The organism is Skermanella mucosa (assembly GCF_016765655.2).
Taxonomy (GTDB): domain Bacteria; phylum Pseudomonadota; class Alphaproteobacteria; order Azospirillales; family Azospirillaceae; genus Skermanella; species Skermanella mucosa.
In genome coordinates this window covers 5,984,131-5,997,467 of record NZ_CP086106.1, presented here as the reverse complement: position 1 = coordinate 5,997,467, position 13,337 = coordinate 5,984,131, and the positions used below count along the sequence as shown (strand labels likewise).

The 13,337-nt window shown below is 65.5% G+C and carries 15 protein-coding genes; 10 read left to right on the top strand and 5 right to left on the bottom strand.

Features of this window, described 5'->3' with window-relative positions; genetic code table 11:
* Positions 1-5: 5 nt before the first annotated feature.
* The 7 genes from JL100_RS27815 (at position 6) to JL100_RS27785 (ending at position 5,493) form a co-directional block, all read left to right on the top strand.
* A complete protein-coding gene (locus JL100_RS27815) occupies positions 6-326 on the top strand; it encodes a transposase (protein WP_407696921.1) in 321 nt (106 codons plus the stop codon).
* Positions 323-676 carry an IS66 family insertion sequence element accessory protein TnpB gene (gene tnpB / locus JL100_RS27810; RefSeq protein ID WP_228420942.1) on the top strand — a complete coding sequence of 118 codons (354 nt, stop codon included), beginning with the start codon at positions 323-325 and terminating at the stop codon, positions 674-676. Before JL100_RS27815 ends, tnpB begins: the two co-directional genes overlap by 4 nt.
* A 51-nt stretch (positions 677-727) precedes the next feature.
* Positions 728-1,423 (top strand): IS66 family transposase zinc-finger binding domain-containing protein, encoded by a 696-nt coding sequence (locus JL100_RS27805; protein WP_407696919.1) that lies wholly within the window; start codon positions 728-730, stop codon positions 1,421-1,423.
* A 175-nt stretch (positions 1,424-1,598) separates the two neighbouring features.
* Positions 1,599-3,101: an IS21 family transposase gene (gene istA / locus JL100_RS27800; RefSeq protein WP_202685796.1), complete on the top strand. Its 1,503-nt coding sequence runs from the start codon at positions 1,599-1,601 to the stop codon at positions 3,099-3,101.
* Positions 3,098-3,931, top strand: coding sequence for an IS21-like element helper ATPase IstB (gene istB / locus JL100_RS27795; protein ID WP_202685797.1), 834 nt, complete (start codon positions 3,098-3,100; stop codon positions 3,929-3,931). Before istA ends, istB begins: the two co-directional genes overlap by 4 nt.
* Positions 3,932-4,024: 93 nt before the next feature.
* The gene (tnpC, locus tag JL100_RS27790) at positions 4,025-4,927 is read left to right on the top strand and encodes an IS66 family transposase (protein ID WP_407696918.1); all 903 of its coding nucleotides are present in this window, start codon (positions 4,025-4,027) and stop codon (positions 4,925-4,927) included.
* Positions 4,924-5,493: a YecA/YgfB family protein gene (locus tag JL100_RS27785; protein ID WP_228420941.1), complete on the top strand. Its 570-nt coding sequence runs from the start codon at positions 4,924-4,926 to the stop codon at positions 5,491-5,493. Before tnpC ends, JL100_RS27785 begins: the two co-directional genes overlap by 4 nt.
* A gap of 162 nt (positions 5,494-5,655) precedes the next feature.
* Here the strand turns inward: JL100_RS27785 and JL100_RS27780 are convergent, their stop codons facing one another.
* The 3 genes from JL100_RS27780 to JL100_RS27770 are packed head-to-tail and all read right to left on the bottom strand — an operon-like array spanning position 5,656 to position 6,844.
* Positions 5,656-5,937 carry a cytochrome C oxidase subunit IV family protein gene (locus tag JL100_RS27780; protein WP_202684848.1) on the bottom strand — a complete coding sequence of 94 codons (282 nt, stop codon included), beginning with the start codon at positions 5,935-5,937 and terminating at the stop codon, positions 5,656-5,658.
* A 3-nt stretch (positions 5,938-5,940) separates the two neighbouring features.
* A complete protein-coding gene (locus JL100_RS27775) occupies positions 5,941-6,591 on the bottom strand; it encodes a cytochrome c oxidase subunit 3 family protein (RefSeq protein ID WP_228420940.1) in 651 nt (216 codons plus the stop codon).
* Positions 6,566-6,844, bottom strand: coding sequence for a DUF6522 family protein (locus tag JL100_RS27770; RefSeq protein WP_202684847.1), 279 nt, complete (start codon positions 6,842-6,844; stop codon positions 6,566-6,568). The genes JL100_RS27775 and JL100_RS27770 overlap by 26 nt, the downstream gene beginning before the upstream one ends.
* Before the next feature lie 225 nt (positions 6,845-7,069).
* Here JL100_RS27770 and JL100_RS27765 point away from each other — a divergent pair, with 225 nt between their 5' ends.
* The 3 genes from JL100_RS27765 to JL100_RS27755 all read left to right on the top strand — a co-directional run bounded on the left by JL100_RS27765 (position 7,070) and on the right by JL100_RS27755 (position 10,540).
* Positions 7,070-7,822 (top strand): SDR family NAD(P)-dependent oxidoreductase, encoded by a 753-nt coding sequence (locus JL100_RS27765; protein WP_202684846.1) that lies wholly within the window; start codon positions 7,070-7,072, stop codon positions 7,820-7,822.
* Between the two features lie 364 nt (positions 7,823-8,186).
* Complete coding sequence (gene ccoG, locus JL100_RS27760; protein WP_202684845.1) at positions 8,187-9,650, top strand: cytochrome c oxidase accessory protein CcoG; 1,464 nt, start codon at positions 8,187-8,189, stop codon at positions 9,648-9,650.
* A 146-nt stretch (positions 9,651-9,796) separates the two neighbouring features.
* Complete coding sequence (locus tag JL100_RS27755) at positions 9,797-10,540, top strand: Crp/Fnr family transcriptional regulator (protein WP_202684844.1); 744 nt, start codon at positions 9,797-9,799, stop codon at positions 10,538-10,540.
* Here JL100_RS27755 and JL100_RS27750 read toward each other — a convergent pair.
* Both JL100_RS27750 and nirJ read right to left on the bottom strand, forming a co-directional pair.
* The gene (locus JL100_RS27750; protein ID WP_202684843.1) at positions 10,534-12,144 is read right to left on the bottom strand and encodes a cytochrome D1 domain-containing protein; all 1,611 of its coding nucleotides are present in this window, start codon (positions 12,142-12,144) and stop codon (positions 10,534-10,536) included. The genes JL100_RS27755 and JL100_RS27750 overlap by 7 nt on opposite strands.
* Positions 12,125-13,333, bottom strand: coding sequence for a heme d1 biosynthesis radical SAM protein NirJ (nirJ, locus tag JL100_RS27745; RefSeq protein ID WP_228420939.1), 1,209 nt, complete (start codon positions 13,331-13,333; stop codon positions 12,125-12,127). Before nirJ ends, JL100_RS27750 begins: the two co-directional genes overlap by 20 nt.
* Positions 13,334-13,337 lie beyond the last annotated feature (4 nt).

Sequence of the window (13,337 nt, the reverse complement as noted above, 5' to 3'; positions counted from 1 at the left end):
GCATCGTGGCGGAGAGCGCGGTACCGGGCGCCAACATCTCCGAGATCGCGCGGCGGAACGGAGTGAACCGCGGCCTGCTCACGGTCTGGCGCCGGGAGGCAGGTGCCGTCCCGGAAGCGATGCCGGCGCAGACGCCGCTGTTCGTCCCGGTCACCGTGGTCGAGGAGCCTGCGCCCGCTCCTCCGCGGGACCGGCGTCAAGCATCCCGGGAGACGGTGCCGGGCCGGATCGAGATGGATCTGCGCAGCGGGCGGCTGGTGTTCCACGGCGCCGTCGATCCCGGCCTCGCCGCGGCGGTCGTCGCGGCCGCCCGAGGGCGGGGATGATCACGCCGCGTCCCGGCCTCAAGGTCGTGCTCGCCACGCAGCCGATCGATTTCCGCAAAGGGGTCCACGGCCTGGTCGCCCTGGTGGCCGAGGCGCTGAAGGCGGATCCCTACTGCGGCGACGTCTTCGTCTTCCGCTCCAAGCGCAAGGACCGGCTTAAACTTTTGATCTGGGACGGCAGCGGATTGATCCTCGCAACAAAGTGGCTGGAGGACGGCGGATTCCCCTGGCCGCCGGTCCAGGACGGCGCGGTCCGGCTGAGCGCGGTCCAGTTCGCGCTGCTACTCGACGGACTGGAGTGGCGCGCGGCCGCACCGCCACCCGTGAAGACGCCCCGGTGGATGGGCTGAAGGCGTTGATCCGTCTGGGGTGTTGTCGGCTTTTGCGGTATGCTCCGGGGCATGGCCGAGCCTCCCGACCCGCTCTCCGCAGACCCCGCCGAACTGGTCCGGAGCATCCGTGATCTGGAGGCCAGGAACGCGGACCTGCAAGCGCAGGTGAAGACCCTGAAGGCGCTGATCTTCGGGGCGAAGTCGGAGAGGACCGCGGTGATCGACCCGGACCAGGGCGTCCTCGATCTCGGCGACCTCGCCGTCGAGGCGACCCCAGCCGCCAACGACAACGCGGACCGCACGTCCGGTAAGCCGGGGCGACACCCGCGCCGTCCGGCGAACCGGAATGTCGGCGCTCTGCCCCGGCATCTGCCGCGGGTCGAGACGACCATCGAGCCGGAGAGCACCGCGTGCCCGTGCTGCGCCGGGCCGATGCACCGGATCGGCGAGGACGTCGCCGAGGCGTTGGACGTGATCCCGGCCCTTGTGCGCGTCCTGCGCACCATCCGGCCGAAGTATGCCTGCCGATGCTGCCACGGCACCCTGGTCCAGGCCGCCGCCAGGCCGCGCGTGGTGGACGGCGGCATGGCCACCACCGCGCTGGTCGCCCACGTGGTGGTGGCGAAGTTCGCCTGGCACCTGCCGCTGTACCGGCAGGCCCAGATGTTCGCCGGCCAGGGCATCGCGCTGGACCGGACAACGCTGGTGTTCTGGGTCCGCCGGGCGGCGTGGTGGCTGAAGCCTATGGCCCGACAATCAGGATAGGAAGAGCGTCAATCAGGGTCGGAATGGAATGTCGCGGTCGTGACGGAGGGCGGGCGTAGCCTGACCGTAGTCACGACCGCGACACCGACATCCTTTCCTGGAAAAGGACGTCGCTGACGGAAGCGGTGAATGCGGCCAGGATCGAGGATCTTCACGCCAATGAGGAACCGCGATCTTGCCGGGCACACACATCACCGACCGCCAAGTGAGCCTTTACATGAAAAACCGACAAACCAACACTCCCGCCGTCGCTGCGGCCAAAGCCGGGTTCAGCACGTCAACCGCCTACCGCATCGAGCAGGACCCCCGACCACCCTCGCAGAAGATCCTACCCCGCGGCCGGCGCCGCCCGGATCCGCTGGCCGGGATCTGGGACAGCGAGGTGGTGCCGATGCTCAAAGCCGCTCCGGGCCTGCGCTCGATCGCCGTGTTCGCCGAGATGCGCCGGCGGCATCCGGACCTGAGCGAGAAGGTCCGCCGAACGCTGGAGCGCCGCATCCGGGCCTGGCGAGCCGTCAACGGTCCGGACCAGGACGTCATCTTCCGGCAGCATCATGAGCCGGGCAAGATGGGCTTGTCGGACTTCACGGACATGGGCGACGCCGCCGTGTCCGTTGCCGGGCAGCCGCTCGATCACCGTCTCTTCCACTTCCGCCTGGCCTATTCCGGCTGGCAGCACGCCCATGTCATCCTGGGCGGCGAGAGCTTCGTCGCCCTGGCCGAAGGGCTGCAGAACGCGCTCTGGTCGCTCGGCGGGGCGCCGGCGGACCATCGCAGCGACAGCCTGTCGGCGGCGTTCCGCAACCTGGACCGCGATGCCGCCGAGGATCTGACCCGCCGCTATGAGGACCTGTGCCGCCATTACGGCATGGTGCCGAGCCGCAACAACCGCGGCCTCGCCCACGAGAACGGCTCCATCGAGAGCCCGCACGGCCATCTCAAGCGCGCCATCGACGATGCGCTGCTGCTCCGCGGCAGCCGGGACTTCCCCGACCTGCCGGACTACCGCCGCTTCATCGACGAGGTGGTCGGCCAGCAGAACGCCCGCCGGGCCAAGGCGATCGAGGTGGAGCGCGGCACCCTCAAGCCATTGCCGCCCGACAGGACCGCCGACTTCGAGCAGACCCTCGTCCACGTCACCTCCAGTGGCGGCTTCACCCTGCGCAAGGTGTTCTACACCGTGCCCTCCCGGCTGATCGGCCACCGCCTGCGGGTCCACCTGTTCGACGATCGCCTGGACTGCTTCCTGGGCGGCACGCGCGTCCTCACCCTGGCCCGCGGCCGTCCGCGCGGCAACGGCCGGCACGGCCATGTCGTCGATTACCGTCACGTCATCCATGCCCTGCGACGCAAGCCGATGGCCCTGCTCAACCTCGTCTACCGGGACCAGCTGTTCCCCCGCCGGGCCTTCGAGCGCACCTTCGAGGCGCTGCTCGCCGCCGGCAGTGACCGCCAGGCCTGCACCACGGCCGTCGCCCTGCTGTCGCTGGCCCACGAGCGCGGCTGCGAGGCCGAACTGGCCGAAGTCCTCGATGCCGACCTGGAAGCGGGACGGCTGCCCGACCTTCCGGCCCTGCGCGAACGCTTCCAGCGCACCGGGGCGCCGGTCACCGGTGTCGTCGTCGATCTCGTGCCGCTGAGCGTCTACGACGAACTCGTGCATGGAGCCGCGGCATGAGTGCGACCGATCCCATCGACACCGCCCGCCTGTCGCTGGCCCTGGGCGACCTGCGCCTGCCGGCCATCAAGGTGATCTGGCCGGACTTCGCCGACCGGGCCGACAAGGAAGGCTGGCCCGCCGCCCGGTTCCTGGCCGCCCTGACCGAGCACGAGATCGCCGAGCGCTCCCGCCGCCGGATCGAGCGTCATCTCGACGAGGCCAGGCTGCCTCCGGGCAAGACCCTGGAGAGCTTCGAGTTCGAGGCGGTCCCCATGGTCGGCAAGGCCCAGGTGATGGCCCTCGTCGCCGGCGACAGCTGGCTGGAAAAAGGCGCCAACCTGATCCTGTTCGGTCCGGCCGGCGGCGGCAAGTCGCACTTGGCGGCCGCGATCGGCTACGCCCTGGTGGAGAATGGCTGGCGCGTCCTGTTCGCCCGAACCACCGACCTGGTCCAGAAGCTTCAGGTCGCCAGGCGGGATCTGGCTCTGGAGTCCGCCCTCGCCAAGCTGGACAAGTATCACCTCCTGATCCTCGATGACTTCGCCTACGTTGCCAAGGACCAGGCGGAAACAAGCGTCCTGTTTGAACTGATTGGAACCCGGTACGAGCGGCGGTCATTGCTGATCACGGCGAACCAGCCGTTCGGCGACTGGGGCGGCATCTTCCCCAACCAAGCCATGACCCTGGCCGCCATCGACCGGCTCGTCCACCACGCCACCATCTTCGAGATGAACGTGGAGAGCTATCGTCGAAGGGTCGCACTGGAACGAAAACGCGGACCTGGACGGCCGCCGTCCCGAGCGACAATCAACGCGAACTTGATTGACGCTCCACGACAGGACACTTGAAATCCAGCCCGATCAGCGTCAATCATCCTGACGCCGCGACCTTAGGCATTCTTATCCTGATCGCCGCTCTCTCCATCCAGATTGTCGCGCTACATGAAGCCACTGTACGAGCGGCTGCTGCTCTACATCCGATCCCAGGAGCGGGTGTTCTGCGACGAGACGCCGTTGCCCCGGCTGGATCCCGGACGGGGCCGCACCAGGATCTGCCAGCTGTGGGCCCAGGCGGTGGATGACCGCCCCTGGCAGGGACCGGCCCGGCCCGCAGTCGGCTACGTGTTCGCCGAGGGGCGGGACACGGCGGCGATCCAGGACCAGCTGGCGGGCTTCGACGGGCTTCTCCAGGTGGACGGCTATGCGGCCTACAAGGCGCTCGTCCGCCGCCGGAAGCGGGCGACGATCCGGCTCGTCTTCTGCCTGAGCCATGCCCGCCGCAAGTTCGTGGCGGTGTTCAGGACGACCCGGTCGGAGGTGGCGCGGGAGGTGATCGGGCGCATCGGCGAGGTCTACGCCATCGAGGCACGCATCCGCGGCACGACGGCGGAGACCCGCCTGCGGGTCCGGCAGGACCGGTCCCGGCCGATCCTGGAGGCGCTGAAGGTCCGGCTGATGGCGGTGCGGGCGGAGATCTCCGGCCAGTCGAGCCTGGCCAAGGCGATCGCCTACACCCTGGGTCACTGGGACGGGCTGGTCGCCTTCCTCGAGGACGGCCGCATCGAGGTGGACACCAACACCGTGGAGAGACTGATGCGCCCGATCGGGTTGGGCCGCAAGAACGCCCTGTTCGCCGGCTCCGCGGCGGGCGGCCGGGACTGGGCGATCCTCGCCTCGCTGATCAACAGCGCCAGGCTGAACGGCCTCGACCCGTTCTCCTACCTGGCCGACGTGCTGGAGCGCATCGTGTCGGGTGCCGTGAAGGCCAACGACCTCGACCGCCTGCTGCCGTGGGCATGGAAAGCCGAGCGGGACGCCGATGCCGGGACGGTCCGGGCGGCATGACGGCCGAGCCCGCTGCGCAGACCGGGCCGGCGGCGCCCAGGACGATGCTGGACGCGGAGGAGCTCGAAGCGTACCTGCGGGGCCGGGCGGCGCCGGTGTCGCGCCTGGACGGCCTCGACGGCTACCTGACCGCCGTGCTGATCGGGCCGAAGTTCCTCGATCCGCGGATCTGGCTCGGCGACCTGCTGGGCGACCACGCCCTGCTCGCCGCGGAGAGCACTCGGGAACACCGGGCCGTCCAGGCCGTGGCGGACCACCATAACCGCCTGTCGGAGACGATGGCGCAGTTCCCCGGCCTGTACCGGCCGCACCTGGCGCCGCACCACGCAGGAGGGCTGGACCCGATCTTCTGGTCGCTTGGGTTCCTGGTGGCCACCCGGCTGGCGCCGCGCGCGTGGAAGAGCGTGACCAACCCGGGCAAACCGGAACACGCTCCGTTCCAGGCCCTGGGCCCCGTGCTGTTCGGCACGGCGGCCATCGCCGAGGCCGACGTCCCGGCCGTAGCCAAGGCCATCCTGGACTTGCGCGAACACTTCAAGGCCCGCCGCAACAGATCCATGCGGTGATCGCGCAGCCAAAGGCCAAGGGTCCGCTCGCATCGCTTACGATTGATCAGGTGAGGGGGCGAGAGTCCGTTTCCTACATTTGCCGTCCAATGCCAGCGCCGATAGTAACTGGAGCTGGGCGAATCCAGCTATTGTCCTCAAAAGCTACAGCCCGGATCGACCTCAGCGGGAGGCATCCGTGATCATGGGCGTGAGCGCATAGATCGCGAATATCGTCACTCCCAGCAACGTGAGCATGACCCGGAACAGCATGCGCCAGCCCGATCCGGCGCGCTGGAGGCCTAGGAAATGGGTGAGGATCTGGTCGGCCTTGAAGTTGGCAGCCATCAGCACTAGGCCGACACCAAACAGGCCGATGCTGCCCTCGCCGCCGGGTCTACCCGCCAGAAGGGAAAGCGAGGTTAGCGCTATCAGAAGGATCCAGGTGCGTGTCAGGACAGTCATGTCTCACCGCAGCAGATAGACGATGGGGTAAAGCAGCACCCAGATCAGGTCAACCATGTGCCAGAACGCCGCACCGGTTTCCATGTTCTCCAAGCTGTCATGCCAAGTGACGATGCCCAGGATGATCAGGCCCATGACGACGTGCAGTGCATGGAAACCGGTCATCAGGTAGTAGAGTTGGAAAAACATGTCTGTTTCGGGCGTGAAGCCCTGGCCGATCTTATCGGCGTATTCAACGACCTTGATCGCGAGGAACATCCAGCCAAATGCCATGGCGCCCAGCATGGCCGCCCGGTGGCTGCGGTTCGACGCCTTGCGCTGGACGGCGACGGCGACGAGCCAGCCGCTGGTTACGAGGACCATGGTGTTCAGCCCGCCGAGGAGGCCGTCGAGATGGGCCTGCGAGGTGTTGAAGGTGTTGGGATCGAGAGCGCGCGCCGTTGCGAACCCGACGAACAATGCCCCGAAAACCGCCAGTTCGCCCAGGATTAGGATCCACATCATGGGATTGCCGGGCAGGCTGGACAGCGGACCCCAGTCCGCGCCCTCGGCTGGCCCGTTCCGGTCAGGCGAATCGGTGTCTTCGAAGGATGTGATCTGCTCCCGCGGCCAGGTGTCTGGGTTCTCCTCAGGTGACATCGAGCACACGTCCATGATCGTCTATGGTCAGAATGGCTTGCCGCGCCCTGTGGCGAAACGTCACCCTGCTTTTACCCAGATCCTCCTCCGTTCCCCGCTCGAACATCTGGTAGAGGATGCCTTTCCTGAGGTCATCCATGAAGGTTTTGGCTGTCAGCCCCAGGAGAGGAGCAACAGCCTCCGCGTCGAAGACGAGATCCCCGGCCGCGTGCACTTCGGCCACCTTGCTGCCGATAATGCCAATCGGGCTGGTGCGCAGAATTGTCATGTGATGCTCCTCGATAGACATGGGATGGTCTGGGGATCCCTCATTCAGGCGGTCTTCCACTTGATGAATGATAATTCACACCGCTCTTTGGGCTGACCGGAACAATAAACTGGAATTTGATTGGTAGATTTGACCGTAGTCAAATCCCAGGCCGCTATACCTGCTATGAATTCGGCTCCGAAGTTGGTTCAACCGAACCTATCATCGAAGGACAGGAGTCTGGAAATGCCGAGGGTGCTCGAGGGAAAAGTCGCCGTCATCACCGGTGCCAGTACCGGGATAGGCCGGGCAGTTTCCGAGCGTTACCTGGATGCTGGCGCGCGTCTGGTTGTCTTTGCCCGGGACCGGGAAGGGTTGGAGGTGATCCGCGCGTCCGCCCCGGATGCCGTACTCGCTGTCGCCGGCGACGTCACAAAATCTGCCGACCTGCAGAGGTTAGTGGAGGACACCGCTCTACACTACGGCAGTGTCGATATCGTCGTCCCGAACGCCGGTATGGCCAAAGTGGTGTCCTTCGCGGACAGCACGGAGGAGGCGATCCAGGAGCAATTCAGCGTCAACTTCGTAGGCGCCGTGCAGACCGCCCGGCTCTTCCTGCCGCATATCAACCGGGGCGGCTCGATCCTGTTCAACACCAGCTTCCTGACCCAGGTCGGCTTTCCCGGGCTCGCCATCTACAGCGCCAGCAAGGCGGCTCTGAAATCGGTTACCCAGACGCTGGCGGCCGAACTGGCGCCGCAGGGTATCCGCGTCAACGCGATCGCACCCGGCCCGATCGCCACCCCTCTGTGGGGCAAGGTCGGACTTCAGCCGGACACGCTGCAGGCTGTTGCGGAACAGATCAACGCCAGGCTGATGCCCGGCCAGTTCGGCAAGCCCGAGGATATCGCCGAGATGGCCGTCTTCCTGGCCTCCGACGCTGCCCGCAACATCTACGGCCAGGAGATCGTGATCGACGGCGGCTACACCGTCGGATGATCGGCAATAGCGGTCGGTCCCGGCAGCTTCGCAGCCCTGGAGCCGGCCGTCTTAAACATCGATCCTGATCCTCGCCTAGGTTAATATTACGTTAACCAGCCCAGCGTTAACTATCGATTGCAATTTTCTTGTGCAAACCCGTGGCCTTTACAGGCTGCGGGATGCGTTCCGTACCGCCTGAAGAAAGTGACGCCTATGGACACCCCTGTCCGCTTAGAATCGGTCAGCTATACGGCACAGGACGGCGAGGGGCAGTCTGGCCGTAGACCTGCTGCCTGCCGGAAGGTTCGGTGTGTAGAGACCTACTTCGGGATGAGCTTCACAGACAAAGGCAGCCCCGCATATTTCACGGGAGGCCGGTGACATGCCGGACGGATCGCCGACGCTGAAGGCCGAGGCCAAGCCCCAGCTCTATGCCAGCCGAATCAAGGTCTTCCCCAAGTCAGTTTCCGGTTTCTACCGGCGGCTCAAGTGGCAGATGTTGTGGCTTCTCCTGGCCATCTACTACGTGGCGCCGTGGCTTCGCTGGGACCGTGGGCCCGGGGCGCCGGACCAAGCCATCCTGGTCGATGCCGGGCAGGGCCGGCTGTACTTCTTCATGATCGAGATCTGGCCGCAGGAAGTCTATTACCTGACCGGATTGCTGATCATGGCCGCGATCGGCCTGTTCCTCGCGACCTCGCTGGCAGGGCGTGTCTGGTGCGGGTATGCCTGCCCGCAGACGGTGTGGACCGACCTCTTCATCTGGGTCGAGCGCCGGATCGAGGGCGACCGGGCCGAGCGGATCCGTCTCGACAAGGCCCCCTGGACTCTGGCCAAGCTGGCCCGCCGGACCGCCAAGCACACTGCCTGGGTTCTGATCAGCCTCGTGACCGGCGGCGCCTGGGTCATGTACTTCACGGACGCGCCGACGCTCCTGTCCGACGCGCTCAGGTTCGACGTGTCGGTCACGGTCCTGACCTTCGTCGGCCTGTTCACCGCGACGACCTATCTGCTGGCCGGCTGGGCGCGCGAGCAGGTGTGCGCCTATATGTGTCCCTGGCCGCGCATCCAGTCGGCCATGCTCGACGAGCACAGCCTTGTGGTGACCTACCAGGCTTGGCGCGGCGACCGGCGCGGGGCCAAGCGCAAGTCAGAGAGCTGGGACGATCGGACTGTCAAGGGTCTCGGCGACTGCATCGACTGTTCGCAGTGCGTCCAGGTCTGTCCGATGGGGATTGACATCCGGGATGGCTGGAACGGCGACTGCATCAATTGCGGCCTGTGCGTGGACGCCTGCGCACCGATCATGGACACGGTCGGCCGTCCGCGCGGGCTGATCTCCTACGACACGCTCGCCAACTCGGCGGCACGCGCCGAGGATCGGCCCACGCACTGGACCGCCATCCGCCCGCGGACGATCGTCTACGCGCTGATCCTGCTGGTAGTGGGAGCAATCATGGCCGGCACGCTGCTGCTCCGGCCTAGGCTCGACGTCTCGGTCGAGCGAGACCGCGCACCGCTCTACGTCGAGCTTTCCGACGGTGCGATCCGCAACGGCTACACGGTCAAGATCAGCAACATGACCCGCCACGCCCATAACTACGCCTTGAGCGTCACGGGTATCCCGGAGGCTGTCGTGCACGTGGTCGGGCGGGACGAACAGGAGGGACCGGTTGAACTCGAGGTCCGTTCCGACTCCATCGCCACATTCCGCGTCACCATCAGGGCTCCGCGTGACGCGCTTAAGGCCGCTTCCACCGACATAGCCTTCAATCTGGCAGGGCAAACCCCCGGCGAGAAGGCGGTCTACGACAGCGTCTTCCTGGCACCTGAATCGATGCAATGAGCTGCAGTGCGATCGGCAGATATGTGCCCTTCAAGGATGTCCAAGACCGTATCGCGCCGGCTCCAGCATCACCCTGAACAAGAACCGAAGCGGCAGGCCACAAAGAACCAATACTGGCCCGCCGCCCTCCTGGGGGAATGTAAGCAGTGATTGGCTCCTCGATTCTCAAAGACGCGGAACTGTTCCAAGGCCTGGAACCGGACGCACTGGATACGATCTTCAACGCCGGACAGATTCGGCAGATAAAAAAGAGAACACGCATCTTCAACCAGGGAGCGCCCGCCAGAAATTGCCATCTTCTGATCGAGGGCCGGACAAAGATCGTTCAATCTGGCCCCGATGGCGAACAGGTGCTGATCCATCTCGTAGGCCCGGGCGAGATGTACGGCATCGCGGCGGTGTTCCTGAGCACAGGATATCCAGCCGATGCCTTCGCGATCACCGACTGCACGGACCTGCGATGGCCGGCCAGGACGATCAAGGAGCTGATGTTGGCGCATCCGCGTGTCGGCCTCAACGCTCTCGGTATCGTCGCTGCCCGCTACCAGGATGCCCAGCACCGCCTGCGGGAAATAGCTCATCAGTCGGTCGAACGCCGCATCGCGCACGCAGTGTTGCGGCTTGTGCAGTATGCCGGGCGCCGCGTGGGTCACTATATCGAAATCGAGATCCCGCTGCTGCGCCAGGACATGGCTGAACTGGCAGGGACGTCGATGTTCACGGTCAGCCGGGTCCTGAACGATTGGGAGGCCCGGGGCATCGTCGATGCGAGCCGCCGCCGGATCATCGTCCGGCAGTTGCATGCGCTTGTCGCCATTGCGGAGAAGACCGGGGAGCTAAAGTCGCGCCCGAGACTACCTATCGATTATCCTGACTCCCGGCTTCAGTGACTGGTTCCATCCGACAGATTGATTTTGTTGTAGACGTTGTATTTTCCGGAAGGCTTGACCATGGGCAGGCGCTTGACTTCCTCGAACGTCGAGGCGTCGTAAACGATCACGGCGCCATCATTCTCCCACAGGCTGACCAGGACGAAGCGGCCGTCGCGGGTGAACTCGGCATGGGCGAAAGTCTTTCCGGGTTCGGGCTTGAGTGTCGCCACTACCTCCAGCGTGCCCTTGTCGATCACATGCATGACATCTTTGTTCGGGCCGAAGAACACGTCGGCCCAGGCATAGGGGGTGTTCTCGTGGCTGCGCAGGAAGAACCCCGGACCCGCCGTTTCTATCCGCTTGATGACGCTCCAGTCCTTCATGTCGATGATGCTGAGAGATCCTTCCTTCAGGTTCGGCGTCGCCATGACGGGGCGATCCTGCCAGGTCCAGGTAATGCCGGAGCCGAGGTGGGGCAATCCCGGAATGTCGATCGTCGCGATCGGCCGGCCGACATCGAGGTGAACGACCACCGCCTTGCCGGCATCGCGTCCCGATCCCAGCAGGTGGCGGTAGTCCGGGTCGAAGAAGAAGTCGTCGAGCGGCTGGTCAAGGGCGATGCGGCGGGCGCCGAACTTGCCGGGCTCGGCCACTCCCTCGACCATGCCGGTCTCGTAGCTGTGGACGAAGCCGCGGTAGATCGGCTTGGCATCGTCCCGGTAAGCGACCTCCCAGAGCTCCGGGATGTCCTTGAGGGCGACGATGAAGCTGCCGCGGGGACGGGCATCGTAGACGGCGCTGACCCGTGAGGTTGCCTTGCCCGCACGGTCCGTGGTCGGGATCACCTTCAATGGTTTCAGGTCGGCGGCATCCAGGATGACCAGGCTGTGCGGCAGGTAGTTGGCCGCGGCGACGTAGCGTCCGTCGCTGGACAGCGCGATGTTGCGCAGATTGATGCCGGCGCGCACTTCGGCGACGGTCGCCAGGTTGTAGAGGTCGTACTTGGTGATCCAGCCGTCCCGAGATCCGAAGAACACGTAGCGGCCGTTCGCCGAAAACTTCGGGCCGCCATGCAGGGCGAAGCGGCTGGGGAAGCGGTGGATCGGCTCGAACCGGTCGCCGTCGAGGATGGTGACGTGGTGGTCGCCGCTCTCGACGACGACGAACAGGTTCAGCGGGTCCGCCGAGAAGACCGGCTTGTTTGGCAAAGCCGCTTTGGCGGCATCGAAGGCGCGTGACGCCTCGATGTCGGCCAGGGTCCAATCGGGCAGGGATGGAAGCGGCGTATAGACCAGTTCCGCCAGGGCGGTGATCTGTTCCGCGCTCAGCCGGTCGGCAAAGCCTGGCATCTGGGTGGCGGCCCGGCCCTGGGCTATGATATCCTCGGCCGCTTTCTTGCCGAGTCGGCCGAGATTTTCCGGCAGGAGGGCAGGTCCCTGGCCGCCCAGCCGCCCAGCGCCGTGACACGAGGAGCAGTGCTCCTGGTAGAGGGCAGCCGCATGATTGTCGGCCTGCCGCTCCCGTAAGACGGGAGCAGGGGTCTGTTCCGCAGCGTGGAGCGGTCCGCCGGTTCCGACCAGAAGCGCCGCGATGGCGCAGAGACTAATTCGCCGCGACTTCATGGGACTTCCTGCTCCGGTAGGGTGTCAGCTGTACGCGGGGCTGGCTGTCCGTGACCCCGATTTCTTGATCGGTAAGATAGCATCCGGGGTCCTCGGCCCAGGCATTGCCGGTGAGCTGAAGCGCCCTGACCCGTGTGTTGCCGCCGCAGATCTTGAGGTGCCGGCAAGAGGCGCAGCGCCCTTCCACCGGACGAGATGCCGCCTTCAATCCGGCCATGATCGGGTCGGATACGTCCGGCCAGATTTCCGAGAACGGCCGGTCGCGGACATTGCCGAGATTGTAGTGCCACCAAAAGGTGTCGGGATGGACGTTGCCGAGATTGTCGATGTTGGCGACGTTGACACCAGACGAGTTCCCGCCCCACTGCACGAGTTTGGCACGCAGGTGATCCAGCCGCTCCGGGAAGCGCTCGGCCGCCCACATCAGTAGATAAACGCCGTCGGCATCATTGTTACCGGTGACGAACTCTTTTCCGTCACCGCTTTCGACGCTGCGCCAAGCTCTCTCGAACAGCAAGTCCATGGCCGCCCGGGTCATCCCGAAATGGGCGTCATCCGTGCGATGCTTGTTGCCGCGGCCGGCGTAGTTCAGGTGCGACAGGTAGAATTTGTCGGCACCCTCCCGGTCCATCAGATCCAGCACGGCGGGCAGTTCATGGAAATTGTCCTGGGTCAGGGTGAAGCGCAGGCCGACCTTGATGCCGTTCTCGAGGCATAGACGGATGCCGCGCAACGAGGCGTCGAACGCACCGTCGCGCCGGCGGAACCGGTCGTGCGTCGGCCCGATCCCGTCGAGGCTGATGCCGACATAGTTGTAGCCGACCTCGGCTATGGAGGCGATGTTGGTCTCGTCGATCGGCGTGCCGTTGGTGGAGAGGCCGACATAGAAGCCCATGGACTTGGCGCGGCGCGAGACCTCGAAGATGTCGGGGCGCAGCAGGGGCTCGCCGCCGGACAGGATGAGTACCGGAACCCGGAAGTGCTTGAGGTCGTCCATGACCTTGAAGACCTCGGCCGTGCTCAGTTCGCCCGGAAAATCGACGTCCGTCGAGATCGAGTAGCAGTGCTTGCAGCGCAGGTTGCAGCGTCGGATCAGGTTCCAGATCACGACCGGGCCGGGCGGGTTCCGCTTCGGGCGAACCGGCGTCGGGTCCAGGATTTCGTGCATGCACTGGGTGATTCGCAGCAAGGGG

Bases quoted from the DNA above. Each gene is read 5' to 3' on its own strand.
- tnpB (WP_228420942.1), top strand. From the start codon at position 323: ATGATCACGCCGCGTCCCGGCCTCAAGGTCGTGCTCGCCACGCAGCCG.
- JL100_RS27805 (WP_407696919.1), top strand. From the start codon at position 728: ATGGCCGAGCCTCCCGACCCGCTCTCCGCAGACCCCGCCGAACTGGTC.
- istB (WP_202685797.1), top strand. From the start codon at position 3,098: ATGAGTGCGACCGATCCCATCGACACCGCCCGCCTGTCGCTGGCCCTG.
- tnpC (WP_407696918.1), top strand. From the start codon at position 4,025: ATGAAGCCACTGTACGAGCGGCTGCTGCTCTACATCCGATCCCAGGAG.
- JL100_RS27785 (WP_228420941.1), top strand. From the start codon at position 4,924: ATGACGGCCGAGCCCGCTGCGCAGACCGGGCCGGCGGCGCCCAGGACG.
- JL100_RS27780 (WP_202684848.1), bottom strand. From the start codon at position 5,937: ATGACTGTCCTGACACGCACCTGGATCCTTCTGATAGCGCTAACCTCG.
- JL100_RS27775 (WP_228420940.1), bottom strand. From the start codon at position 6,591: ATGGACGTGTGCTCGATGTCACCTGAGGAGAACCCAGACACCTGGCCG.
- JL100_RS27770 (WP_202684847.1), bottom strand. From the start codon at position 6,844: ATGACAATTCTGCGCACCAGCCCGATTGGCATTATCGGCAGCAAGGTG.
- JL100_RS27765 (WP_202684846.1), top strand. From the start codon at position 7,070: ATGCCGAGGGTGCTCGAGGGAAAAGTCGCCGTCATCACCGGTGCCAGT.
- ccoG (WP_202684845.1), top strand. From the start codon at position 8,187: ATGCCGGACGGATCGCCGACGCTGAAGGCCGAGGCCAAGCCCCAGCTC.
- JL100_RS27750 (WP_202684843.1), bottom strand. From the start codon at position 12,144: ATGAAGTCGCGGCGAATTAGTCTCTGCGCCATCGCGGCGCTTCTGGTC.